Origin of the sequence: Campylobacter ureolyticus (genome assembly GCF_013372225.1) — a bacterium.
Lineage (GTDB): Bacteria > Campylobacterota > Campylobacteria > Campylobacterales > Campylobacteraceae > Campylobacter_B > Campylobacter_B ureolyticus.
The window spans coordinates 1,031,206-1,053,569 of sequence record NZ_CP053832.1 but is presented as its reverse complement, the minus strand read 5'-3'; the positions used below and the strand labels follow the sequence as shown (position 1 = coordinate 1,053,569).

The 22,364-nt window shown below is 29.4% G+C and carries 21 protein-coding genes; 10 read left to right on the top strand and 11 right to left on the bottom strand.

What is annotated here, in order from left to right; genetic code table 11:
* Positions 1–95: 95 nt before the first annotated feature.
* From CURT_RS05325 to CURT_RS05300, 6 genes are all read left to right on the top strand, one after another.
* Complete coding sequence (locus CURT_RS05325) at positions 96–887, top strand: HrcA family transcriptional regulator (protein ID WP_018713210.1); 792 nt, start codon at positions 96–98, stop codon at positions 885–887.
* Positions 884–1,459 carry a nucleotide exchange factor GrpE gene (gene grpE / locus CURT_RS05320; protein WP_018713209.1) on the top strand — a complete coding sequence of 192 codons (576 nt, stop codon included), beginning with the start codon at positions 884–886 and terminating at the stop codon, positions 1,457–1,459. Before CURT_RS05325 ends, grpE begins: the two co-directional genes overlap by 4 nt.
* 17 nt (positions 1,460–1,476) lie before the next feature.
* Positions 1,477–1,749: a hypothetical protein gene (locus CURT_RS05315; protein WP_018713208.1), complete on the top strand. Its 273-nt coding sequence runs from the start codon at positions 1,477–1,479 to the stop codon at positions 1,747–1,749.
* Positions 1,750–1,780: 31 nt separating this feature from the next.
* Entirely contained in the window at positions 1,781–3,670 is a 1,890-nt protein-coding gene (gene dnaK, locus CURT_RS05310) for a molecular chaperone DnaK (protein WP_018713207.1), read from the top strand.
* A 130-nt stretch (positions 3,671–3,800) separates the two neighbouring features.
* Positions 3,801–4,247: a hypothetical protein gene (locus CURT_RS05305; protein WP_018713206.1), complete on the top strand. Its 447-nt coding sequence runs from the start codon at positions 3,801–3,803 to the stop codon at positions 4,245–4,247.
* A complete protein-coding gene (locus tag CURT_RS05300; RefSeq protein ID WP_143297703.1) occupies positions 4,237–4,596 on the top strand; it encodes a hypothetical protein in 360 nt (119 codons plus the stop codon). Before CURT_RS05305 ends, CURT_RS05300 begins: the two co-directional genes overlap by 11 nt.
* Before the next feature lie 31 nt (positions 4,597–4,627).
* On the opposite strand, the gene CURT_RS05295 is transcribed toward CURT_RS05300, so the two are convergent.
* Genes CURT_RS05295 through rarD (CURT_RS05285) form a run of 3 tightly spaced genes read right to left on the bottom strand, consistent with a single transcriptional unit; the run spans position 4,628 to position 6,781 of the window.
* The gene (locus CURT_RS05295) at positions 4,628–5,056 is read right to left on the bottom strand and encodes a hypothetical protein (protein WP_018713204.1); all 429 of its coding nucleotides are present in this window, start codon (positions 5,054–5,056) and stop codon (positions 4,628–4,630) included.
* Positions 5,049–5,903: an EamA family transporter RarD gene (gene rarD / locus CURT_RS05290; protein ID WP_018713203.1), complete on the bottom strand. Its 855-nt coding sequence runs from the start codon at positions 5,901–5,903 to the stop codon at positions 5,049–5,051. The genes CURT_RS05295 and rarD (CURT_RS05290) overlap by 8 nt, the downstream gene beginning before the upstream one ends.
* Positions 5,903–6,781, bottom strand: coding sequence for an EamA family transporter RarD (gene rarD / locus CURT_RS05285; protein WP_018713202.1), 879 nt, complete (start codon positions 6,779–6,781; stop codon positions 5,903–5,905). Before rarD (CURT_RS05285) ends, rarD (CURT_RS05290) begins: the two co-directional genes overlap by 1 nt.
* A 122-nt stretch (positions 6,782–6,903) precedes the next feature.
* Between rarD (CURT_RS05285) and CURT_RS05280 the strand changes: the two genes are divergently transcribed.
* Positions 6,904–8,247 (top strand): class II 3-deoxy-7-phosphoheptulonate synthase, encoded by a 1,344-nt coding sequence (locus CURT_RS05280; RefSeq protein WP_018713201.1) that lies wholly within the window; start codon positions 6,904–6,906, stop codon positions 8,245–8,247.
* Between the two features lie 124 nt (positions 8,248–8,371).
* Positions 8,372–9,052: a cysteate racemase gene (cuyB, locus tag CURT_RS05275; protein WP_018713200.1), complete on the top strand. Its 681-nt coding sequence runs from the start codon at positions 8,372–8,374 to the stop codon at positions 9,050–9,052.
* Between the two features lie 520 nt (positions 9,053–9,572).
* On the opposite strand, the gene CURT_RS05270 is transcribed toward cuyB, so the two are convergent.
* Both CURT_RS05270 and CURT_RS05265 read right to left on the bottom strand, forming a co-directional pair.
* The gene (locus CURT_RS05270; RefSeq protein ID WP_018713199.1) at positions 9,573–11,066 is read right to left on the bottom strand and encodes an anaerobic C4-dicarboxylate transporter; all 1,494 of its coding nucleotides are present in this window, start codon (positions 11,064–11,066) and stop codon (positions 9,573–9,575) included.
* A gap of 63 nt (positions 11,067–11,129) precedes the next feature.
* Positions 11,130–12,545 carry an aspartate ammonia-lyase gene (locus CURT_RS05265; RefSeq protein ID WP_018713198.1) on the bottom strand — a complete coding sequence of 472 codons (1,416 nt, stop codon included), beginning with the start codon at positions 12,543–12,545 and terminating at the stop codon, positions 11,130–11,132.
* Between the two features lie 241 nt (positions 12,546–12,786).
* Here CURT_RS05265 and CURT_RS05260 point away from each other — a divergent pair, with 241 nt between their 5' ends.
* Positions 12,787–13,131, top strand: a complete 345-nt coding sequence (locus CURT_RS05260) for a rhodanese-like domain-containing protein (RefSeq protein ID WP_018713197.1) — start codon at positions 12,787–12,789, stop codon at positions 13,129–13,131.
* A 21-nt stretch (positions 13,132–13,152) separates the two neighbouring features.
* Here CURT_RS05260 and htpG read toward each other — a convergent pair whose 3' ends face one another.
* The 6 genes from htpG to CURT_RS05230 form a co-directional block, all read right to left on the bottom strand.
* A complete protein-coding gene (gene htpG / locus CURT_RS05255) occupies positions 13,153–14,988 on the bottom strand; it encodes a molecular chaperone HtpG (RefSeq protein ID WP_018713196.1) in 1,836 nt (611 codons plus the stop codon).
* Positions 14,989–15,119: 131 nt separating this feature from the next.
* On the bottom strand, positions 15,120–16,382 hold the full coding sequence (locus CURT_RS05250; RefSeq protein WP_018713195.1) for an SH3 domain-containing protein: 1,263 nt from the start codon (positions 16,380–16,382) through the stop codon (positions 15,120–15,122).
* Complete coding sequence (gene purQ / locus CURT_RS05245) at positions 16,376–17,050, bottom strand: phosphoribosylformylglycinamidine synthase I (protein WP_018713194.1); 675 nt, start codon at positions 17,048–17,050, stop codon at positions 16,376–16,378. The genes CURT_RS05250 and purQ overlap by 7 nt, the downstream gene beginning before the upstream one ends.
* Positions 17,047–17,280, bottom strand: a complete 234-nt coding sequence (purS, locus tag CURT_RS05240) for a phosphoribosylformylglycinamidine synthase subunit PurS (protein WP_018713193.1) — start codon at positions 17,278–17,280, stop codon at positions 17,047–17,049. The genes purQ and purS overlap by 4 nt, the downstream gene beginning before the upstream one ends.
* Positions 17,281–17,284: 4 nt before the next feature.
* A complete protein-coding gene (purC, locus tag CURT_RS05235) occupies positions 17,285–17,998 on the bottom strand; it encodes a phosphoribosylaminoimidazolesuccinocarboxamide synthase (RefSeq protein ID WP_018713192.1) in 714 nt (237 codons plus the stop codon).
* Positions 17,995–19,359 carry a S41 family peptidase gene (locus CURT_RS05230; RefSeq protein ID WP_018713191.1) on the bottom strand — a complete coding sequence of 455 codons (1,365 nt, stop codon included), beginning with the start codon at positions 19,357–19,359 and terminating at the stop codon, positions 17,995–17,997. Before CURT_RS05230 ends, purC begins: the two co-directional genes overlap by 4 nt.
* Before the next feature lie 174 nt (positions 19,360–19,533).
* On the opposite strand from CURT_RS05230, the gene CURT_RS05225 reads away from it, so the two are divergent.
* A complete protein-coding gene (locus CURT_RS05225) occupies positions 19,534–22,113 on the top strand; it encodes an ATP-dependent Clp protease ATP-binding subunit (RefSeq protein ID WP_018713190.1) in 2,580 nt (859 codons plus the stop codon).
* Positions 22,114–22,364: the final 251 nt, after the last annotated feature.

The following is a 22,364-nucleotide window of genomic DNA, read 5'->3' as shown; positions in this document are numbered from 1 at the left end:
ATACCACTTAGCAATTTAAAATATAGAGTGCTAATATTAAAAGCCAATTTAAAATGGATTTTTAGATTTGGCAAGTTTATTTGAGGTTTTGTGGGATGAAGATAAATAAAAGAGATTTAATACTTAATTACATAATAGAAGCTTATTTGGATGAAAACACTCCAATTGGCTCTGTTGATTTAGGTCTTAGAATGGATGGTTTGATCCCAGCTTCAACTATTAGAGTTTATTTTAAAAAGCTAAGCGATGAGGGTGCTTTAAAGCAGCTTCACATAAGTGGTGGTAGAATGCCAACTGTTTTGACTATGAAAAACTATTGGGAAAAGAAACTCAGCAATTTAGACAAAAAGCTTATTATAAATGAGCAAGTTTTAGAGCAAGTTTTAGATAAATTTAGTATTTATTGTATGATTTTTAGCTCAGATAATGAAATTTTAAATGAGGTGATAAATTATAGAGATAGGTTTATTATACTTTGTTTTTCAAGAAGTGAAATTGTTTTGAAATTTGATTATAGAGTTTATGATTTACTTTTAAATTTGGTTGGAACAGAGCTTAAAGATTTGGAGAGAATTTCTATTCAAGTTGGATTAAGTGATCTTAGAACCAAGTTAAAGGAGCTTAAAAGATCTGAAATTAAGTTTATGGCAAATGAAGTAATTGCATATAAAATATTTGAAGATGAAAGATTTAAAATGCTTTTTGAGCCAAGCATAACAACAAAATTTAGTAAAAATTTACTCTTTTATCCGATTTTTGAACAAGGATTTATGGGTATAAAAACAGATGTTGTTTATAAAGACAGTGATGCTACTATGCTTTGTGCAGGAAGTGTTTATGAAGATTATGAAAAATTTTTTAATATTATAGGAATGGAGGCAGCATGAATCAAGATGAACTAAAAAATGGTTTTTGTGCTGATGATAAGTGCGAAAATATAAACAATCAAGCTGATTGTACAGATAACAAAGAGTGTGAGTGTGAAGAAAAATCAGATAAAAACTCACAAAATGATGAGGTTATAAAGCTTCAAAATGAGCTTAGTGAACTAACTGATAAATTTTATAGAGCAAATGCAGATTTTGAAAACATCAAAAAGCGTCTTGAAAAAGAAAAGCTTACCGCAGTTGCCTATGCAAGCGAGAGTTTTGCAAAGGATATTTTACCAGTAATTGATGCTTTAGAAGAGGCTTTAAAGATACAAACACAAGGTGATGACTTGGCAAGCAAGATAAAAGATGGCGTAAAACAATGTCTTGATATGATGCTAAGAAGTCTTGAAAAACAAGGTATTAAGCAGATTAAAACTGATGGTAAATTTGATCATAATATCCACAATGCGATAAATCAAGTTGAAGATGAGTCAAAAGAAAGTGGAGATATACATCAAGTTTATCAAAAAGGATATTTGTATAAAGATAGAGTTTTAAGACCAGCAATGGTTGTAGTAGTAAAATAAAAAATAAGGATTTAATAATGGCAATTAATGAAAACGCGTTTTTAGATGAGTTAGCTTTACATTATTTATACAAAGCAGAAAGTATTTCTACTGACAGAATAGAAAAGGTTTTATCTCCCAATGATAAACAGCTTGTAAATAATGTTATTTGCAATAGAAAAAATTTAACTTCATATGTTAATAACAATATTGGTTATTTAGCCTATGATGAAGATAAAAAAATTTTAAGTATAACCTCTAAAGGTAAAAAATGTATCGAAGATAGATATTCTGAAAAAAGAAAATCATAATAATAGATAAAAACAATAAAAAGGATAAAAAATGAGTAAAGTTATAGGAATTGACTTAGGAACAACAAATTCAGCAGTTGCAATATTTGAAAGGGGAGAGAGTAAAATTATCCCAAATAAAGAGGGAAAAAACACAACTCCTTCAATTGTTGCTTTTACAGATAAGGGTGAGGTTTTAGTAGGTGATACTGCAAAACGTCAAGCTGTTACAAATCCATCAAAAACAATTTATTCTATAAAAAGAATAATGGGCTTAATGATGAATGAGAATAATGCCAAAGAAGCTCAAAAAAGACTTCCTTATAAGATAGTTGATAGAAACGGTGCAGCAGCTGTTGAGATTGATGGTAAGGTTTATACACCACAAGAAATTTCAGCAAAAGTTTTGATGAAATTAAAAGAAGATGCCGAAAGCTATCTAGGCGGAAGCGTTGTAGATGCTGTTATTACAGTTCCAGCATATTTTAACGATAGCCAAAGAAAAGCTACAAAAGAAGCCGGAACTATCGCAGGTTTAAATGTTTTAAGAATAGTAAATGAGCCAACTGCGGCAGCTTTGGCTTATGGACTTGATAAAAAAGAGAGTGAGAAAATCGTAGTTTATGATTTAGGTGGTGGAACATTTGATGTCACAGTTCTAGAAACTGGAGATAATGTCGTTGAGGTTTTAGCAACTGGAGGAGACGCGTTTTTAGGTGGAGATGACTTTGATAATAAATTAATTGATTGGCTTTTAACAGAGTTTAAAAGTGAAAGTGGAATTGATTTAAAAAATGATGTTATGGCTATGCAAAGACTTAAAGAAGCTGCTGAAAATGCTAAAAAAGAGTTAAGTTCAGCAATGGAAACAACTGTAAATTTACCATTTATTACAGCTGATCAAACAGGACCAAAACACTTAACAAAAACTTTAACAAGAGCTAAATTTGAAAGTATGATTGAGGATTTAGTAGCAAGTACAATTAAAACACTTAAAAATGTTATGAGTGATGCTGGAGTATCTAACTCAGATATTGCTGAAATCGTAATGGTAGGTGGCTCAACAAGAGTTCCTTTAGTTCAAGAAGAAGTTAAAAAAGCATTTGGTGGAAAAGAGTTAAATAAATCTGTTAATCCTGATGAGGTTGTAGCAATTGGCGCTGCTATCCAAGGTGCTGTTATAAAAGGTGATGTAAAAGATGTACTTTTACTTGATGTTACACCTCTTAGCCTTGGAATTGAAACACTTGGTGGTGTTATGACAAAAGTTATTGAAAAAGGTACAACAATACCAACTAAAAAATCTCAAGTTTTCTCAACCGCAGAAGACAACCAAACTGCAGTTACTATAAATGTACTTCAAGGTGAGAGAGAGTTTGCAAAAGATAACAAAACTTTGGGTAATTTTAATCTTGAGGGTATTATGCCAGCTCAACGCGGTATCCCACAAATCGAAGTTCAATTTGATATCGACGCAAACGGAATTTTAACAGTTTCAGCTAAAGATAAAGCAACTGGAAAAGCAACTGATATAAGAATTACTGGATCAAGCGGACTAAGTGAGGCAGAGATTGATAAAATGGTAAAAGATGCCGAGCTTCACAAAGAAGAGGACTCAAAGAGAAAAGAGCTCATTGAAACAAGAAATCAAGCTGATGGTATAGCTCATCAAACTGAAAAAACTCTAAATGAAATGGGTGAAAAAATCCCTAATGATGTTAGAGCAAAAATTGAAAGTGCCTTAAATGATCTTAAAGCTACTTTAAAAGATGAAAGTGCTACAAAAGAGGCAATTGATAGCAAGGTTCAAGCTTTAAGTAAAGTTGCTGAAGATATGTATAAAGCAGCAGCAAGTCAAAATGCTGGTGCAAATAACGCTGGTGCTGACAATAAGAGCGGCAAGAAAAACGATGATGATGTAATAGATGCTGAAGTTGAGTAAGTAAAATTTAATCTCAAAGAAGTAAAAAGGTGTGAAACTTTTCACACCTTTTTTAAATTTAATAAATATATAAAATGAATTTTATAGATTATAGAAAAAATTAGGATTATCTTTCAGTAATTTTGATAAAATGAAAATGTTCAAGCAAAAATCTCTATTGCTTTTAGAAAAATATCAAAGCTTTTATTTTAATGATATAAATAAGTGTTTAGGCAATATTAAAGATCTCAATTATAAGTATGAAAAACCTAGTTGTCGCATAAATCATTATGGAAGATATTACCCATATTATGAAATAGTTGATTTTTTTGAAAAATTTGAAAATTTGGAATTTTTATATAATTTTGTAATATTGTTAAATTCTATTAGTGATTATAAGCAAAAAAATGAAATGTGGGCTGACTTTGAATCATATTTTAAAGAGTGTAAAATTCCAGTAGAAATTATAGAAGACGACGATGGAAAATTTGTTTTTGAAAAAGGGGCAAAAGAAATGGATGATGGTTTAATCAGTGGGCCTTTGGATTGGTTAAAAGATTATCCAAAATCTAGATTTGAAATTTATTATGGCGATTAAAAAATATCAAAATATAACTCAAGAACATCCTAGTGAAGTTGCAGATTCTTTTAGAAAATCTTTGGAGCAGTTTTTTAAAGAATTTTTTAATAGTGATAAGAGTCTTGAAAATTATAAATCAGAATATGGATTTTTTTTAAATGAACAAGGAATTCCAAAAGAAATTTCAAATAATTTTGTGAATGTATTAGATATGTATGCAAAATTTATGAATAATTATGCCAAACATAAAACAAATAAAAAAGAACCAAATCAAATATATGATGCCAACTTAAAATCCTTAGAATATTTAATGTATCAAACGGGAGCTATAATTAGACTTCTTTGTACTCTCAAAAAAGATTTATAATAAAAAATAATTTTTTTAAAAAAGTTATTTTTTACAAATTCCTAAATTTATTAGCTAGTCTTTCCCTTATTTCATCATTTAAGTTTTGTGAATTTTGCAAATATTCATCATTTAAACTCTCAAATTTATTTAAAAAATCAAATAGTCTTTTTTCCCAATCTTTTGCATTTTTGTTGCTTGAACTCATATTTTGTAAAAAAACAAGCTCTTTGCTAAGAGTGCTGACTTTATCTAAAAATTCATCTTTTAAATCTTCATTTTTTAATTTTACATTTTCAAGCATAAGTGAGTTTTTAACCGAGGTTATTTCATCATCTATAAAATCACAAAATTTAGAATATTTACTCATATCAGGATTTTGTTCGTGAATATCTATATTTGAAGTTACTTTTGAAATTTCTTTATATATTATAAATCCAACCACTAACGCAACTACAAGCATAAGCTCAACATTAAACATTTTTTCTCCTTTTATATCCATCATAGGTTATCATTATTAGTGCAATCCAAATAAGTCCAAAACTTATAAATTTATAAATACTAAAGTGTTCGTTAAATAAAACTACACCAAAAATTACAGTACAAATTGGCGTAATGTATTGTAAAAATCCAATAGTTGAAAGCTTTAAAAGAAGGGTTGCATAGTTAAATGTGAGCATAGGAACTAGCGTTACTATACCACATCCTAAAAGTAAAAGCCCAGTTAAATCAAAATTTAAATTTGAAGGAGTTATGCTTATATAAAAAAAAGAAATTATTGCAACAACAAATGTTTCTATAAAAAGTCCTTCTAGTGATGGGATGTTCATTTTTTTCTTTAAAAGTCCATAAATTGTAAAGCTAAGTGATAAAAAGCAAGCAATATATGGAAAACTTCCAAGCTCAATTACTTGTATCATTATGGCTAAAAACCCTAAAAATATAGCTGTAAATTCTAGTTTAGATGGTTTTTCTTTAAAAAATACAATTCCTAAAAACATATACATTAAAGGATTTATAAATTGCCCCAAACTTGCATCTAAAACCCTATTTATAGTTATTGCATAAACATAAATTCCCCAGTTTAGACTTACTAAAATTCCACAAACGCTTAATTTTAAAAATAGTTTTTTATCAAGTAGATATCTTTTTAAGCTTCTTAGTTTTTTACAAAACAAAAGGACAAAAAAGACAAATATAAAATACCAAAGTATTCTATTTGCTAAAATTTCAAATGCTGAAATGTGTGATAAATACTTAAAATAAACAGGAAAAGCTCCCCACATAAAAAAGGATAAAATTCCTAAAATTAAACCTAAATTTTTCATTATTTTTCTTCTTTTTTATTTTTATAGCTATCAATTGTAACTAAAGCTATACTTATCCATATTAAAACAAAGCTTATTAGTTTATAAATGCTAAAATCTTCTTTATATAAAAAAATAGCAAGCATTGTTGTCATTGTTGGTGAAATATATTGTAAAAAGCCTATGGTTGAAAATTTTAATCTTACTGCGGCAATATTAAATGTTATAAGTGGTAAAACTGTCACGCAACCTGAAAGTGCTAAAAGAAACCCAGTTTTGCCAAAACCAAAGTGTCCGGTTGCATTATTTTGTATTATTAAAATATAGCAAAATGCTAAAATTGAAAGTAAAAATGTCTCTATAAAAAGTCCTTCAAGTGAGCCAATATTTAATTTTTTTTTGATTAATCCATATAAGGCAAATAATGTTGGTAAAATAAGTGAGATAAAAGGAAGTTTTCCAAGGGATATTACTTGTATTAAAATAGCTAAAAATACTATAAAAATTGCTATTTTTCCTAAATTTGAAGGAATTTCTCTAAAGAAAATCATACCTAAGATTATATACATTAAAGGGTTGATGAAATACCCTAAACTTGCTTCTAAAATTTGATTAGAATTTACTGCATATATGTAAATTCCCCAGTTAAGACTAACAAAAATTCCACTAATAGTTAGTGTTAGAACTACTTTTTTATTTAATATATATTTTTTTAAACTGCTAATTTTCTTTGAAAAAAGTATAAAAAAAAATACAAAAACAAAAGACCAAAATATTCTATGGGCTAAAATTTCTACTGCACTTACATTTTGTAAAAGCTTGAAATATAAAGGAAAAAGACCCCACATAACAAATGTAGAAATTCCTGCAACAAAACCTATATTAGTCTCTGTTTTCATTAACTCTCCGAAATAAAGTTTAAAATTTATCATTATTTTATAATTTTTTCTTTAAAATCAACTTTGAATTTAGGTTTTTAAGATAAAATGGATAAATTTATAAATTTTAAGTGAGGAAAAATATGAAATGGAATAAAGATAGTTGGCGGAGTTTACCTATTAAACAGCAGCCTATTTATAGTAATTTAGATGAACTTAAAAATACCGAAATTCGCTTAGCAACACTTCCTCCACTTGTTTTTGCAGGAGAGGTAAGAAGTCTTAAAAAAGAACTTGCAAGTGCTAGTTTAGGAAAAAGCTTTTTGCTTCAAGGCGGAGATTGTGCTGAGAGTTTTGCAAACTATAGAGCTGATAATATAAAAAATATGTTTAAGGTAATTTTACAAATGTCGGCTGTTTTAACATTTGCAGGGAGTTTTCCAATTGTCAAAGTAGGGCGTATCGCAGGACAGTTTGCAAAACCAAGAAGTAGTGATTTTGAAGAGATTAATGGAGTAAAACTTCCAAGCTATAGAGGCGATATTGTAAATGATTTAGAATTTACTAAAGAAGCAAGAGAGCCAAAGCCAGAAAAGCTCATTCAAGCATACTATCAAAGCGCTACAACATTAAACTTACTTAGAGCTTTTGCTAGAGGCGGACTAGCAAATTTACATGAAATTCATAAATGGAATTTGGGTTTTGCAAAAGCAGCTGAAATCGAGACTAAATTTTCAAATTTGGTAAGTGAAATCACAAGAGCACTAGATTTTATGGAAGCTTGTGGTATAGACCCAGAAGCTCAAGCCATAAATGAGACCAGATTTTATACTTCCCATGAAGCCTTGCTTTTGCCTTATGAAGAGGCATTAACTAGAATAGATAGCACAAGTGGTGATTGGTATGATTGCTCAGCTCACATGCTTTGGATAGGTGAGAGAACTAGAGGACTTAATGAAGCCCATGTAAATTTTTTAAGCGGAGTTAAAAATCCAGTTGGTGTAAAAGTTGGACCTACTGCAACACCAGATGAGGTTTTAGGACTTTGTGAAAAACTTAATCCAGAAAATGAAGCAGGAAGATTAAATTTAATTGTTAGAATGGGTGCTGATAAAATAGAAAGTAATTTACCAAAACTTTTAAAAGCTGTAAAAAGTGAGGGTAAAATAGTACTTTGGAGCAGTGATCCAATGCATGGAAATACTTTTAAAACAACAAATAATTACAAAACAAGGGCTTTTGATAAAATACTTAAAGAGGTAAAAAGCTTTTTTGAAATTCATAAAAGTGAAGGAACATATCCTGGTGGAATTCATCTTGAAATGAGTGGTGATGATGTAACTGAATGTACTGGTGGATTTTTTAATGTAAAAGAAGAAACCTTAGCTAAAAGATATGAAACTCAGTGCGATCCAAGACTAAATGCAAATCAATCCTTAGAACTTGCTTTTTTAGTAGCTGATCTTTTAAAAGAGTTTAAAAAATAGATTTTAATTTGATTAAATTAGATTTTATTTTTAAAGTTAAATTTATAAATTTAGTTAGTTTTTTATGTTTTTAAGTATTTTGATAGTATAATTTTAGCTCACAAAAATTAAAAGGAAAAAATTTATGAAAAGAGTTGGGATAATTGGTGGAATGGGATCTATGGCAAGTGCAGATCTTTATATGAAAATAGTTAAATTAACTCCTGCAAAATGCGACCAAGATCATATTTTATTGACAATTGATAATAATGCAAAAATTCCTGATAGAACAAGTTATATTTATGGAGATGGAAAAGATCCATTTCCTTATTTGCTCGATAGTGTTAAAAGACTTGAAAACTCAGGTTGTGATGCATTTTGCATGGCGTGTAATACGGCTCATTATTTTGCACCAAAACTTATAACTGAAACAAAAATGAAATTTTTAGATATGCCAAATATAACTGTTGAAAATATAAGTACAAATTACAAAAATGCTAAAAAAGTGGCTGTTGTAGGAACAATAACTACAAGAAAAAGTAAAATTTATGATAAAAATTTAGAAAAATATGGTTTTAAAAGTGTTGAGTTTAGCAAAGAGATAGAAAATGACATTATGAAATGCATTTATGAGGGCGTAAAAGCTGGAAAAATAGTTGAATGTAAAGATTTCTTCAATGAAACTATGTCGAAGATTGATGCGGATATATTTATAGCAGCTTGCACTGAAATACCATTATTTTTGCCATTTGTGCCAAAAGAATTTAAATTTGTAGATGCTACTGAAGAGCTTGCAAAAGAGGTAATTAAATTTGCAAATTCTTAAAAATAAAGACTATTATTAATAATATATATTGAATTTAATACAACTCAAAACTCTAAAAAAGAGTTTTGAGTTGTATTTTGCCGATAAAAACAAGTATGTATCATTTAGAAATTTCATTATCCAAATTTTAAAAAGATTTCAAATATTTTAAAGCTTTTTATGATTAATAGTGTAAAAAATATATAATTTAATATCAAAACATAGTTTTTTTATAACTAAAAAATTTATGTTTTAAAATATTGGAATACTATAGTGTAGAGTTAAACACTGTTAAATTGTAAAAAATTATATAATGTAATTAAACATTGAAAAATATGAACTAAGTAATTAAATGCTAGTTTTTTTATAACCAACATTGTTATTTATTGTAAAAAAATCAGTAAAAAGATACCCGTTAGATTTAAAACTAGTAAAACATATCAAGTGTCAAAAATCAATGTTAGTGTATTAATAAGAATTATCGTAAGTCAAGTTAAATAAGTTATATAAAAATTAGTTGGGATTACCCCAACTAATAGTTTTAAAGTAGAATTGGTGCTAAAATAAAGCCAAAGCCTACTGAGAAAGCTATAGCCAAAACACCAGGTAAGAAGAATGCATGGTTAAATACATATTTTCCAATTCTTGTTGTTCCTGTATCGTCCATTTGAACTGCACCTAGAAGTGTAGGGTAGGTTGGCAGAACAAATAGTGCTGAAACAGCAGCAAATGAAGCAACTAGGATATAAACATCTCCATTGTTTGTTGCACTTAGTCCAAGAGCAGCTATAACAGTAGGAATCAATGCTTTTGCAGTTGCAGCTTGTGAGTAAAGAAGCATACTTGCAAGAAAGAGTGCAACTGACAATAAAACAGGATATTCTTTTACCAGGTTTCCTGCCAAGCCCTTAATCTCTTCAGTGTGATTTGATACAAATGTATCTCCAAGCCAAGCGACACCCAAAACGCATATGCACGCTGTCATACCACTTCTAAATGTACTTTGAACAGGAATTTTATTAACATCAATTTTACAAATCATAACTATCAATGCACCGATAATTAGCATAAAGCTCATAATAGCGCCATCTCTTGCTAGGGTAAGAGATTTTACCGGTTTGCTTTTATCTTCTACATATTTTATGCCTGTATTTTTATCTGTCGATATTTTTATGTTAGGATTTGCCGCTACTATTTCATCAAATTTAGCTGTATCTTTGCTTTGATATACCTTTTCATATCCTGTTACATAGCTTGGTTTTATTATTGCTACATTTTTGCTTATAGCTGTTGCATAAAATACTACGGCTATAATTCCAATGAAAAATATCAAAACTGAAGTTTTAGCACCTTTTGGAAGCTCTTTATAGTTACCCTCTTTTTGTGGAGCTGCAACTAAACCTTCTTTAAGTCTCTCTTGATAAACTGGATCTTTATCTAGGTCTTGTTTCCAAAGTAAATTCATAATTAAAGCTGTTACCATACAACCTGCAAATGTTGTTGGAATCCAGATAGCTAGAAGTATTGGATAAGAAATTCCAAGTCCGCCAAGTGCCATATTGCCAGCCATAAAGATAACTGCAGCTGATACAGGGCTTGCTGTAATTGCTATTTGAGATGAAACAACAGCGATTGATAATGGAACTGAAGGCTTGATGTTTTGTCCCTTTGCAACCTCTGAAATAACAGGAATCATTGAAAACGCTGTGTGACCTGTACCTGCAAAGATAGTCAAAAGATATGTTACTGTTGGAGCTAAAAAGTTGATATATTTTGGATTTTTGCGAAGAATCCTCTCGGCAATTTGAACCAAATAATCAAGTCCACCTGCAACTTGCATCGCACCTATTGCTGAAATAACAGAAGCAATAATTAAGATAACATCCCAAGGAATGTTTCCAGCTTTTAAACCAAGCATTGTCAAAATTACAACACCAAGACCACCTGCATAGCCTATGCCGATGCCACCTAACTTGACACCTATAAAAATCGCTCCAAGTAAAACGATTATTTCTAAAATAAGCATGAAGTCCATAAAAACCCCTTTTTAAATTTTGCTTTTGAAAAAGCACAAGGAAATTTTCCTTGTGCCGACTATTTATTTATCTTTGCCAGTATGTGACATATGAGGATTTAACATACTTTTTGGATCTAGAAGTTTATCAACTTCTTCTTTTGTTAAAAGTCCTCTTTCTATTGCGATATCACCAACTGATTTTCCATTATTAAGTGCTTCTTTTGCAATTGAAGCTGAGTTTTCGTAACCAATTACTGGATTAAATGCAGTTACTATACCAACTGAGTTAAGAACCAAATTTAAGCAATTCTCAGGTTTAGCTTGAACATTTTTAATAGCTTTTTCTGCTAGAGTTATGTATGCATTTTCAAGGATTACAAGTGAATTAAATAGTGCATAAGCAATTCCTGGCTCAAATGCATTAAGCTCAAACTCTCCTCTTTCTGAGCAAAGCATAATAGTTACATCGTTTCCTATAACTTCATAGCAAGCCTCGCCTACAACTTCAGCAATAACAGGATTTACCTTTCCTGGCATAATTGAGCTTCCTGGTTGCATTTTAGGTAGTTCGATTTCAGCTAAACCACATCTTGGGCCTGAGTTCATAAGCCTTAAGTCATTGGCAATCTTGCTTAGTCTAACTGCAGCTGTTTTTAAGCTTCCGCTAACTTGAACAAAGTCTGCTGTATCTTGTGTAGCAGCTATGAAATTTTCAGCTGGTTTAAATTCTGTACCTGTTATTTCACTAAGGTGTTTATGAACTGCACATTTGTAATCTGGGTGGCAGTTAATTCCTGTTCCAATTGCTGTTGCTCCCATATTTAAAAAGCTCATTAATTCTCTTGCTTTTTTAATGTTTTCAATATCAGCTTTGATATAGCTTGCAAAGGCATTGAAAGTATTTCCAAGTGTTGTAGGAACAGCATCTTCAAGCTCTGTTCTACCCATTTTAATCATATCTTTAAACTCTTCGCCTTTTTTCTCAAGCTCCGATTTTAAAAGCTCCATTGCCTTTAATAGGTCTGTAAGTTTTGCATAAGTTGCAACTTTGATTGAGCTTGGATATGTATCATTTGTGCTTTGACCCAAATTTGTGTGGTCGTTTGCGTGAAGATATTTATATTCGCCTTTTTTATGGCCTAAAATTTCTAATGCAACATTTGTTATAACTTCATTTGTATTCATATTTGTTGAAGTTCCTGCACCACCTTGGATCATATCTACAACAAATTGATCGTGATATTTTCCAGCTATGATTTCATCAGCTGCTTTTGCGATAGCATCAGCTCTTTCTGGGCATAAAACACCAACTTCTTTATTTGCTAGTGCTGCTGCCTTTTTAATTTGCGCAAAAGCTTTTACAAAGAATGGATAGTCTTTTATCTGTCTTCCAGTCATTTTAAAATTTTCGACTGCTCTAAAAGTTTGAACGCCATAATAAACGTCATCGCTAATCTCTAACTCACCGATAAAATCGTGTTCTTTTCTTGTTGCCATCTTTTCTCCTTTATTTAAAGATTTTGAGTAATTATATCACAATAAGTTTTAAACGAATCTAAAAAACATTAATTAAATTATATTATAAGATAAGTTTTTTTTAATTATAAAAAATTTATATATTTGTTATAAAAAAGAAATGCAATAATATTATTTATAATAATTTTGTATAATATATCAACTTTATAAAAAGGATAGAATTTGAAAAAAAATAATTTTTATTTTATGTTTTAGTAGTTGTGTGCTTTTTGGCAAAATTTCAAATATTTTGGCTACGCCTGAAGCATTAAATGATGTTTTACTTATTGATGTAAGAACAAAAGAAGAGTTTAAAAGCTTTCATATAGCTGACTCTTTAAATGTTCCTATAACAACTGAAAATGGTTATAATGCTGATTTTTTAAATGAGCTAGAAGCTTTAAATGTTGATAAAAATAAAAAGATAGCTGTTATTTGCAAAAGTGGTGCAAGATCTAGCGCGGCTGCAAAACTACTTGATAAAAATGGTTATAAAGATGTAGTAAATTTAAAAGGTGGCGTTGAGAGATTAGCTAAAGAATATAATTACAAATTTATAAAAGAGTAGAAAAATCTACTCTTTTGCTTTTTAAATTGCTTTTTGTATAAAACTAGTTAGAATGCTAGTAAATTCATCTGTGTTTTCTATTGTGATGCCCTCTTGAATTTTCGCAACTCCTAAAAGAACTTTTGCTACATCGTTTAATACCATATTATTATCTTTTAGTTTTTTTATGATTTCATGGTTTGGGTTTATTTCTAAAATTGGTAGAATTTTTGGTAGATTATCCTGTCCCATTTGTTTTAAAATTTGTTGTGTTGCAAAGTCTGGATCATTTTCATCATAAACCAAACACGAAGCTGATTTATTAAGTCTTGAAGTTACTCTTACATCTTTTACTTCATCTTTTAAGGCCTCTTTTATTTTTTCTGTAAGTTCTTTAAAGTCATCTTGATTTAACTCTTCTTTAAATTCAGCACTTGTTACTGGCTTAATAGGAGTTTTATCATATTCATAAACCATAGGCATAATAATGGCATCTATCTCGTCATCGCAGATTAAAACCTCAATGTTATTTTTATTAAAATTTTCAAGAAGAGGGGAATTTTTCAAATTATTTGCATTTTTTCCAGTGATATAATAAATCTCTTTTTGATCTTTTTGCATATTTTCTTTATATTCTTTTAAGCTTATAAAACCATCTTTTTTATTTGATTTAAATAGCGCTAAGTCTAAAATTTCATCTTTATATGGTGTAAAACCATAAAGCCCCTCTTTTAAAACTTTTCCAAAAAGCGAATAGAATTTTAAGTATTTTTCAAAATCTTTTTCCTTTAAATTTTTTAACTCAGATAGAATTTTTTTAATACTTGCCTCTTTTACGCTTTGCATTATAATATTTTCTTGTAAAATTTCTCTACTTACATTAAGTGGTAGATCTTCAACATCGATTATGCCTCTTACAAATCTTAAATATGATGGTAAAAGCTCTTTTTCATCATCGGTTATAAAAACTCTTTTTACATAAAGCTTCACGCCACTTTGATAATCAACTCTATATAAATCAAAAGGCTCAATGCTAGGGATATAAAAAAGTGTTGAGTATTCTATTTTTCCTTCAGCTTTTGTATGTATATACAAAAGTGGATCTTTACTATCGTGGCTAATTTGCTTATAGAAGTCATTGTAATCAGTTGGTTTTAATGTACTTTTTGGCATTTGCCACAATGCACTTGCTTTATTTACTTGAACATTTTTTATCTCTGTGTGACCTTCTTTTTCTCCATCTTTTGGTGGGATATAGTCGCTTTTATCCATGAAAATAGGATAAGGAATGTGATTCGAATATTTTTTAATAATATTTTCTAGCGTATACTCATCTAAAAATTCATCATTTTTCATATAAAGAGTTATTTTTGTTCCAAAGTTTTCCATTTTTGCTGGCTCAACACTAAAATTTGTAGCATCACTTTTCCATATATTTGCATCATTGCTTAAAGCTTTTTTACTCATTACTTCTATTTTATCAGCAACCATAAAAGCAGAGTAAAACCCAACTCCAAATTGTCCTATTAAATTTGAATCTTTTTTAATATCGCCACTTAAATTTGATAAAAATCCTTTTGTTCCACTTCTTGCTATTGTTCCAAGATTATTAATCAAATCTTCTTTATCCATTCCAATGCCGTTATCACTTATAATTAGAGTTTTTTTATCTTTATTAAACTCAATATTTATTTTTGGAGTATAAGAAAGCGCTTTATATTTATCATCTGTAAGACATAGATAGTTTAGCTTATCAAGCGCGTCACTTGCATTTGATATAAGTTCTCTTAAAAAAATTTCTTTGTTTGAGTAAAGTGAGTGAATCATTAAATGTAAAAGTTCGCTAACTTCAGTTTGAAATTCATGTTTTTGTTCCATAATTATTCCTTTTTTATTTCGAATTTTTAGCAGATTATACAACAAAGTGATTAAAATTGCAAGAAATAATATATTTTTATAAAGTAAGTTGATATTATTACTATCAACTTACTGAGTATTAAGATTTAAAATTATTTTTTAATTAAATATTGACTATTTACCCAGCCAATTTTTCCATTTTCAAAAAGAACTTTATAGTAATTTTTATTTTGATCAAAAATTTCAACTTTTTCATCACTATCAGGTATATAAAAAATAGTTGATTTTTCAATAGGTAAAATTTTAACTTTTGCATCTTTGCTTACAATTCCGACATTATGAGGATCTTTATTATATATATGAAATGCTATCAAAATACATGCAAATATAAGTGGTGTGGTATTTTTACTAAAAATATATAAAAATAAAAGCAATATAACACCCGCGTAAAGAGCAGTTTTTTTGTAAGCATAAAATGGATCATTTTGTGGATTTAGTTCTGTTTGGGTGCTTAAGTCATCGACTTCAAGCTTAATATTTAAAGAAAAACTTTCAAATTGTTTCGTTTTAGCATTAAAATAAGAAAAATCAAATTTCTTTATATTGTTATTAAAAACAACAAAGTAAAAGCCTTTTTGGTTTTGATATCCACCTTTTGTGGAATTTATACCTTGTCTTATTATATTTTCATTATTTACGTAAAAGCTTTTTAAATTTGCATTTTTTGAAGATAGTTCAATAGTCATAATATTCGAATTTTCATCAAATTTTGCCGTTTTGTAGTTTAATACTTTTAACTCATCAGCTACGATATGAGCATAGCCATCCTTTTCTTCTATGGGTAGAATTTTAGGAAGTTTTGGACTTATGTTTGCTTTTTGAAAAAATTCTCCATTTCTTTTTGCTATGATTGAAATTTTACTTAAGCTTGCATTTTTCTCTTTTGCTTCAAACCAAAGTTTAGTTGAGTAAACGCCATTTATATCTTTATCCCAGTTTATTTTTCCTTCATTTAACCACTCCAAATTTGGAGTTTTATCAACTGTTAAATTCAGATCTAAACTTATATTTTGTTGAATATCTGCATTGAAATTTATGCTAAAAATTTGATTTTGATAAACGTTTTTAGGAACATTTCTAGTTGATAGTAAAAAATCAGTCACTCTTACTTCTTGATAAATCAATGAATTATCAAGCTCCAAATTACCATCTTCGTTTGGTGCAATTTGTTTTAAATCATCAAGTGTAAGAGTATCTTTATTTAAAATTTCATCAGTTGTTTTTGCTGATTGGTTTGAATTTTTTTCTAGCAACTCGCTTGAAGAAACTGGCTTTATACTTTTCAAAAACTCTATATCAATGTCTTGTGCAAAAACAAAACTAGCAAAAATGAGTAAAAAAACTACTCTTAACAAAGAAAGCCTTTTAGCATTTTAACACCATCACTACCACCTAAAATTTCCTCACAAGCACGCTCTGGATGTGGCATAAGACCAAATATTTTTTTATCTTTATCACAAATTCCTGCTATATTTAAAACTGAACCATTTGGGTTTGATTCATTTGTTATGTTTCCAAGTTCATCACAATATTTTAAAATAATTTGATCATTTTCTTCTAAGCTTTTAATAGTTTTTTCATCAGCATAATAATTTCCCTCGCCATGAGCTATTGGTATATTTAAAACCTCATCTTTACTGCACTTTGAAAGAAATTTATTATTGTTTGAAATAACTTTTAAATTTTGAAATTTAGAAATAAAATTTAAATTTTTATTTTTTAGCATCGCACCTTCTAGAAGTTTTAACTCTAAAAGCATTTGAAAGCCATTGCAAATTCCTAAAATATAGCCACCTTTTTTTGCATGGTTTAAAACCTCACTCATAGCTGGACTAAATTTAGAAATAGCAGCTGTTCTTAAGTAATCCCCATAGCTAAATCCACCAGGCAGTACAACCAAATCAGCACAAAATTTGTCTTGCTTATGATTTATTATCTCACACTTAAAGCCGAGTTTATCAAAAGCATATTTTGTATCTTCATCACAGTTAGTTCCTGGAAATTTTATAATTACTACTTTCATAAAACTATCTCATAATCTTCAATAACTGTATTTGCAAGAAGCTCTTCACACATTTTAGTAACTTCTTTTTTTGCATCATCTTCATTTTTTTTATCAAGATCAAAAACAATTTGCTTACCAATTCTTACATTTTTAACATTAAAACCTAGTGAGCAAAGAGCATCCTGCGTGGCTTTACCGGCAGGATCTAAAACTAAATCTTTTAATTTTATATTTACAATTACTTTCATACTTTTACCCTAAAATTCTTCTTAAAACTTCTTCATAAGCAACTTTGACATTGCCAAGATCTTGTCTAAATCTATCTTTATCAAGTTTTTCGTTTGTATTTTTATCCCAAAATCTGCAGCTATCAGGACTTATCTCATCAGCTAGAATAATTTCGCCATCTTTTGTCTTTCCAAACTCGATTTTAAAATCAACCAATTTTAAATCTTTTTTATCAAAAAAATCTTTTAAAATTTTATTTATTTTCTTAGCTTCTGTTTTTAAAATTTCAAGTTCATCTTTTGTTTTAACGGCGTCTAAAAGCAAGCAGTGTTCATCATTTAAAATAGGATCGTTTAGTTCATCGTTTTTATAACAAAACTCAACTAATGTAAAAGGAAGAATTGTGCCATCTTTTATGCCAAGTCTTTTTGTAAGACTTCCTGTTGCAATATTTCTAACGACAACTTCAAGAGGGATAATTTTACATTTTCTAACTACTTGATTTATATCATCGATTTTTTTTACCAAATCTGTCTTGATACCATGTTTTTCCAAAAGTTTAAAAATCTCAGTGCTTATTTTATTGTTTAATGCACCTTTTCCACTTTCTTCGGCTTTTTTAACACCATTAAATGCAGTTAAAGAGTCCTTAAACTCAGCTATTAAAAGATCATCATCTTCTTTTACACTCCACATCTTTTTAGCTTTTCCTTCATAGATTAGCTTGTCTTTTGTCATTTTCCATCCTTTGTAAGATTTAAAACCTTTATAGTGTCAACAGCAGTTTTAAGTTGCATATCATCATAAAGATCTTTTTTTGTTATTATTTTTTCTTTGTCTTTTTCTTTAGTATCTGTTTTGTTATGGTCTAAATTTATAGTTTTATTACTTTCTGTTTTGTTATCATCAATTTTTTGAAGTTCGTTTTCAAGATGTTGTTTTAGATCAGTTTCTTTTATGCTAAATGCTTTATCATCATTAGGAACTTTTCCATAAAACACTTCAAGATCTGGTGTAACGCCTTTATTTTGTATAGTTCGTCCACTTGGTAGGTAGTATCTTGCAATTGTCATTTTTAGAGCTTCTTTTTCATTTAATGGAAGTATAACTTGAACACTTCCTTTGCCAAAAGTCTCTTCTCCTATTACAACTGCTCTTTTTAAATCTTGCAAAGCTCCACTTACGATTTCACTTGCGCTAGCACTTCCGCTATTTACCAAAACAACAAGAGGTAAGTCAGTAATTTTTTCATTTTTTTTTGCGCTATATTCAAGATTTTCTTTTGCATCTCTTCCTTTTTGAGATACTATCACGCCTTTATCAACAAATAAATTTGTAAGTCCAATTGCTTGATCTAAAAGTCCACCTGGATTATTTCTAAGATCTAGGATTATACCCTTTGCATCTTTATTATTTTTAGCAAATTCTTTTATAAATTTAGCTGACTCTTTTGTAACTTTTTGATCAAAATTTGTAACTCTTAAGTATAAAATATCTTCATCTTCTATATTTTTTGCATAAACAGAATCAACTTTTATAATATCTCTTATTATGTTTATATCAAATGGACGAGGCTCTCCTTTTCTTACTATTGTTATTGTTATTGGAGTTTTTGGTTTTCCACGCATTTTACTAACTGCTTCTTCTAAGGTTATTCCCAAAGTTGCATTTCCATCTATTCTTAATATAACGTCATTTGATTTTACACCAGCTTTATCAGCAGGAGTTCCTTCAATAGGTGATATTACAGTTAAAGCTCCATCTTTCATGCCAACTGTTATGCCAAGTCCTCCAAACTCTCCTTGAGTTTGAACCTTTGTATCTTCAAATGCTTTTTCATCTAAAAAGCCAGAGTGTGCATCTAAATTTGTCATAAGCCCAGAAATTGCTTTGTTAATAATCTCTGAAAAAGTAAGTTCATCAGCATAACTGCTCTCAACAGTTGTAATAACTCTTGTAAATTTAGCTAAACTCTCAAGCTTTGTCTCTTCTTTTTCAGGTTTTTTTGGTGTTTGTGCATTTAAATTTGTTGATATAACAAACGATGCGACTATGGCAGAAAATATGCCAAAACTTAAAATTTTATTTTTTTGTTTCAATCCATTCTCCAAATATAATTTTATGTGGGAATTTTAGCATAAATCAATAAAATTTAGATAAATAATTCACATTTTTGTAAAAAAGTATAAATTTAAAAATTTCATTTAGGAAACTTGACAATTAAAGACTAAAGTTATATAATACTACTATTATAAAAATAAAAAGGAAAAAAGATGAATAATATATTTGAAATTTTAACTGATCAACTTACGCAAACAGTTGAGAGTTCACTTTCTTTGGCACTTCATTCAAAAAATAGCGAGGTAAAGCCATTACATATACTTTGGGCTATGAGTACAGATACAAGCTCGATATTAAATCAAATTTTAAATAAATTTGGCGTTTCGAATGAAGCATTAAATTTAGAGATAAAGTCTCGTATTTCAACTTTACCTACAAGTTCAAATGTAAATAGAGATAATATTAAAATTAGTTTGGATTTGATAAATTCATTGGATAACGCAAAAGGGCTAATGACAAAACTTGGAGATAGTTTTATAGCTATTGATACTTGGATTTTGGCAAATTTAGAAAATGATCCTATTAAACAAATTTTAAGTAAATTTGTAGATTTAAATGAATTTAAAAAAGAGCTTGAAAAGTTAAGAGCAGGGCAAAAGATCGACTCAAAAACTGCTGATGAGACAATGGATAGTTTGGCAAAATACGGTATCGATTTAACAACTAAGGCAAGAGAGGGCAAGTTAGATCCTGTTATTGGGCGAGATGAAGAACTTCAAAGGGTTATGCAAATTTTAATAAGAAAAACTAAAAATAATCCTATTTTACTTGGTGAACCAGGTGTTGGAAAAACTGCAATTGTTGAAAGTCTAGCTCAAAAAATAGTAAAAAATGATGTTCCAACAAGCCTTGCAAACAAAAAATTAATTGCTCTTGACATGAGTGCATTAATTGCAGGTGCAAAGTATCGTGGAGAGTTTGAAGATAGACTAAAAGCGGTTATTGATGAAGTTATAAAAGCAAAAAATGTTATTTTATTTATAGATGAAATCCACACAATTGTAGGAGCGGGTGCAAGTGAAGGAAGTATGGATGCGGCAAATATACTAAAACCAGCTCTTGCAAGAGGTGAGCTTCACACAATCGGTGCAACAACACTAAAAGAGTATAGAAAATATTTTGAAAAAGATGCAGCATTGCAGCGCCGTTTTCAGCCTGTAAATGTCGGTGAGCCAAGTGTTAATGAAGCTTTGCAAATTTTAAGAGGCATCAAAGAGCGTCTTGAAGTTCATCACAATGTTAGCATAACTGATAGTGCATTAGTTGCGGCTGCAAAGTTAAGTGATCGCTATATCTCAGGTAGATTTTTGCCAGATAAAGCTATAGATTTGATTGATGAGGCAGCAGCTGAGCTTAAAATGCAAATAGAAAGTGAGCCTTTTGAGTTAGCAAAAATAAAGCGAGAAATTGTAACTTTGCAAGTTGAAAAAGAAGCCTTAAAAATGGAAGATAAAGAAAAGAATGAAACAAGGCTTGGTGAAATAGAAAAAGAACTAGCAAATTTAAATGAAAAGAAAAATGCGCTAAATTCACAATTTGAAAACGAAAAAAAGGTATTTAGCTCTATAAGTGAGGCTAAAAAAAGCGTTGATAGTTTAAAAAATGAAGCTGAGATGGCTAGGCGAAATGGAGATCTAAACAAAGCTGCTGAGATAGAGTATGGAAAAATTCCCGCTAAAGAAAATGAAATAAAAGCTCTTGAAGAAAAATGGGTAAAAATGCAAGAAAACGGGACACTTTTAAAGAATGAGGTTGATGAGAATTTAGTAGCTGGAATTTTAAGTAAATGGACAGGTATTAGTGTTGCTAAAATGCTAACTAGTGAAAAAGAAAAATACCTAAATATTGAAGAGCATTTAAAAGAGAGTGTTGTAGGGCAAGATGAGGCACTTCATGCATTAGCAAGAGCAATAAAGCGAAATAAAGCAGGTCTTTCAAGTGCCAATAGGCCGATTGGAAGCTTTTTGTTTTTAGGACCTACTGGAGTTGGAAAAACTGAGTCGGCAAAAGCTTTGGCTAAGTTTTTGTTTGATGATGAAAAGGCGATGATACGCTTTGATATGAGTGAATATATGGAGCGTCATAGTGTCTCAAGACTTCTTGGAGCACCTCCTGGATATGTTGGATATGATGAGGGTGGACAACTTAGCGAGGCTGTTAGAAGAAAGCCTTATTCGGTTTTGCTTTTTGATGAAATAGAAAAGGCTCATAAAGATGTTTTTAATATCTTGCTTGGAATCTTAGATGATGGTAGAGCGACTGATAATAAGGGCGTTACAGTTGATTTTAAAAATACAATTATAATCTTAACTTCAAATATCGCCTCAAATGAAATTATGGAGTTTAGTGGCGATAAAGAAAAAAGAGATGAACTTGTTAAGGCTGCTTTGAAAAGCTATTTTAAGCCAGAGTTTTTAAATAGACTTGATGATATTATTGTATTTAATCCTTTAAAAGAGGAAAATCTAGTAAAAATTGTAGATATTATGTTTAAGTCGCTACAAAGCAAGCTATTAGAAAGAGAGATAAAAGCTAACTTAACTCAAAATGCCAAAAAACTTATCGCAAGTGTTGGGTATGACGCTGAGTTTGGTGCAAGACCTCTAAGAAGAGCAATGTATGAGTTGGTTGAAGATGAGATAGCTGAGATGATACTCAAAGATGAGATAAAAAGTGGCGATGAGATAGTAATAGATGCTGATGAGAACAATATAAAAATAAATGTAAAATAGTAAAAATGGCAGTTTTGGCTGCCATTTTGTTTTTAAATTTCTATTTAAAACTAATACACAAATTCTTAAAAATAAATTATTAAATTAAAATAGTATTGATAAATGAAATTTACGATACAAGTCAAAATAAAAACATTCAAATTTAAGAAATAAAGTTATATAATTTCTTCATTACATTTAAATTTTAAATTTAAAAATAAAGATAAATAAATGAAAAGATTTATAATTTTAAAAAATTATAAATTTGTGTC

Bases quoted from the DNA above. Each gene is read 5' to 3' on its own strand.
- CURT_RS05325 (WP_018713210.1), top strand. From the start codon at position 96: ATGAAGATAAATAAAAGAGATTTAATACTTAATTACATAATAGAAGCT.
- grpE (WP_018713209.1), top strand. From the start codon at position 884: ATGAATCAAGATGAACTAAAAAATGGTTTTTGTGCTGATGATAAGTGC.
- CURT_RS05315 (WP_018713208.1), top strand. From the start codon at position 1,477: ATGGCAATTAATGAAAACGCGTTTTTAGATGAGTTAGCTTTACATTAT.
- dnaK (WP_018713207.1), top strand. From the start codon at position 1,781: ATGAGTAAAGTTATAGGAATTGACTTAGGAACAACAAATTCAGCAGTT.
- CURT_RS05305 (WP_018713206.1), top strand. From the start codon at position 3,801: ATGAAAATGTTCAAGCAAAAATCTCTATTGCTTTTAGAAAAATATCAA.
- CURT_RS05300 (WP_143297703.1), top strand. From the start codon at position 4,237: ATGGCGATTAAAAAATATCAAAATATAACTCAAGAACATCCTAGTGAA.
- CURT_RS05295 (WP_018713204.1), bottom strand. From the start codon at position 5,056: ATGTTTAATGTTGAGCTTATGCTTGTAGTTGCGTTAGTGGTTGGATTT.
- rarD (WP_018713203.1), bottom strand. From the start codon at position 5,903: ATGAAAAATTTAGGTTTAATTTTAGGAATTTTATCCTTTTTTATGTGG.
- rarD (WP_018713202.1), bottom strand. From the start codon at position 6,781: ATGAAAACAGAGACTAATATAGGTTTTGTTGCAGGAATTTCTACATTT.
- CURT_RS05280 (WP_018713201.1), top strand. From the start codon at position 6,904: ATGAAATGGAATAAAGATAGTTGGCGGAGTTTACCTATTAAACAGCAG.
- cuyB (WP_018713200.1), top strand. From the start codon at position 8,372: ATGAAAAGAGTTGGGATAATTGGTGGAATGGGATCTATGGCAAGTGCA.
- CURT_RS05270 (WP_018713199.1), bottom strand. From the start codon at position 11,066: ATGGACTTCATGCTTATTTTAGAAATAATCGTTTTACTTGGAGCGATT.
- CURT_RS05265 (WP_018713198.1), bottom strand. From the start codon at position 12,545: ATGGCAACAAGAAAAGAACACGATTTTATCGGTGAGTTAGAGATTAGC.
- htpG (WP_018713196.1), bottom strand. From the start codon at position 14,988: ATGGAACAAAAACATGAATTTCAAACTGAAGTTAGCGAACTTTTACAT.
- purQ (WP_018713194.1), bottom strand. From the start codon at position 17,050: ATGAAAGTAGTAATTATAAAATTTCCAGGAACTAACTGTGATGAAGAT.
- purS (WP_018713193.1), bottom strand. From the start codon at position 17,280: ATGAAAGTAATTGTAAATATAAAATTAAAAGATTTAGTTTTAGATCCT.
- purC (WP_018713192.1), bottom strand. From the start codon at position 17,998: ATGACAAAAGACAAGCTAATCTATGAAGGAAAAGCTAAAAAGATGTGG.
- CURT_RS05225 (WP_018713190.1), top strand. From the start codon at position 19,534: ATGAATAATATATTTGAAATTTTAACTGATCAACTTACGCAAACAGTT.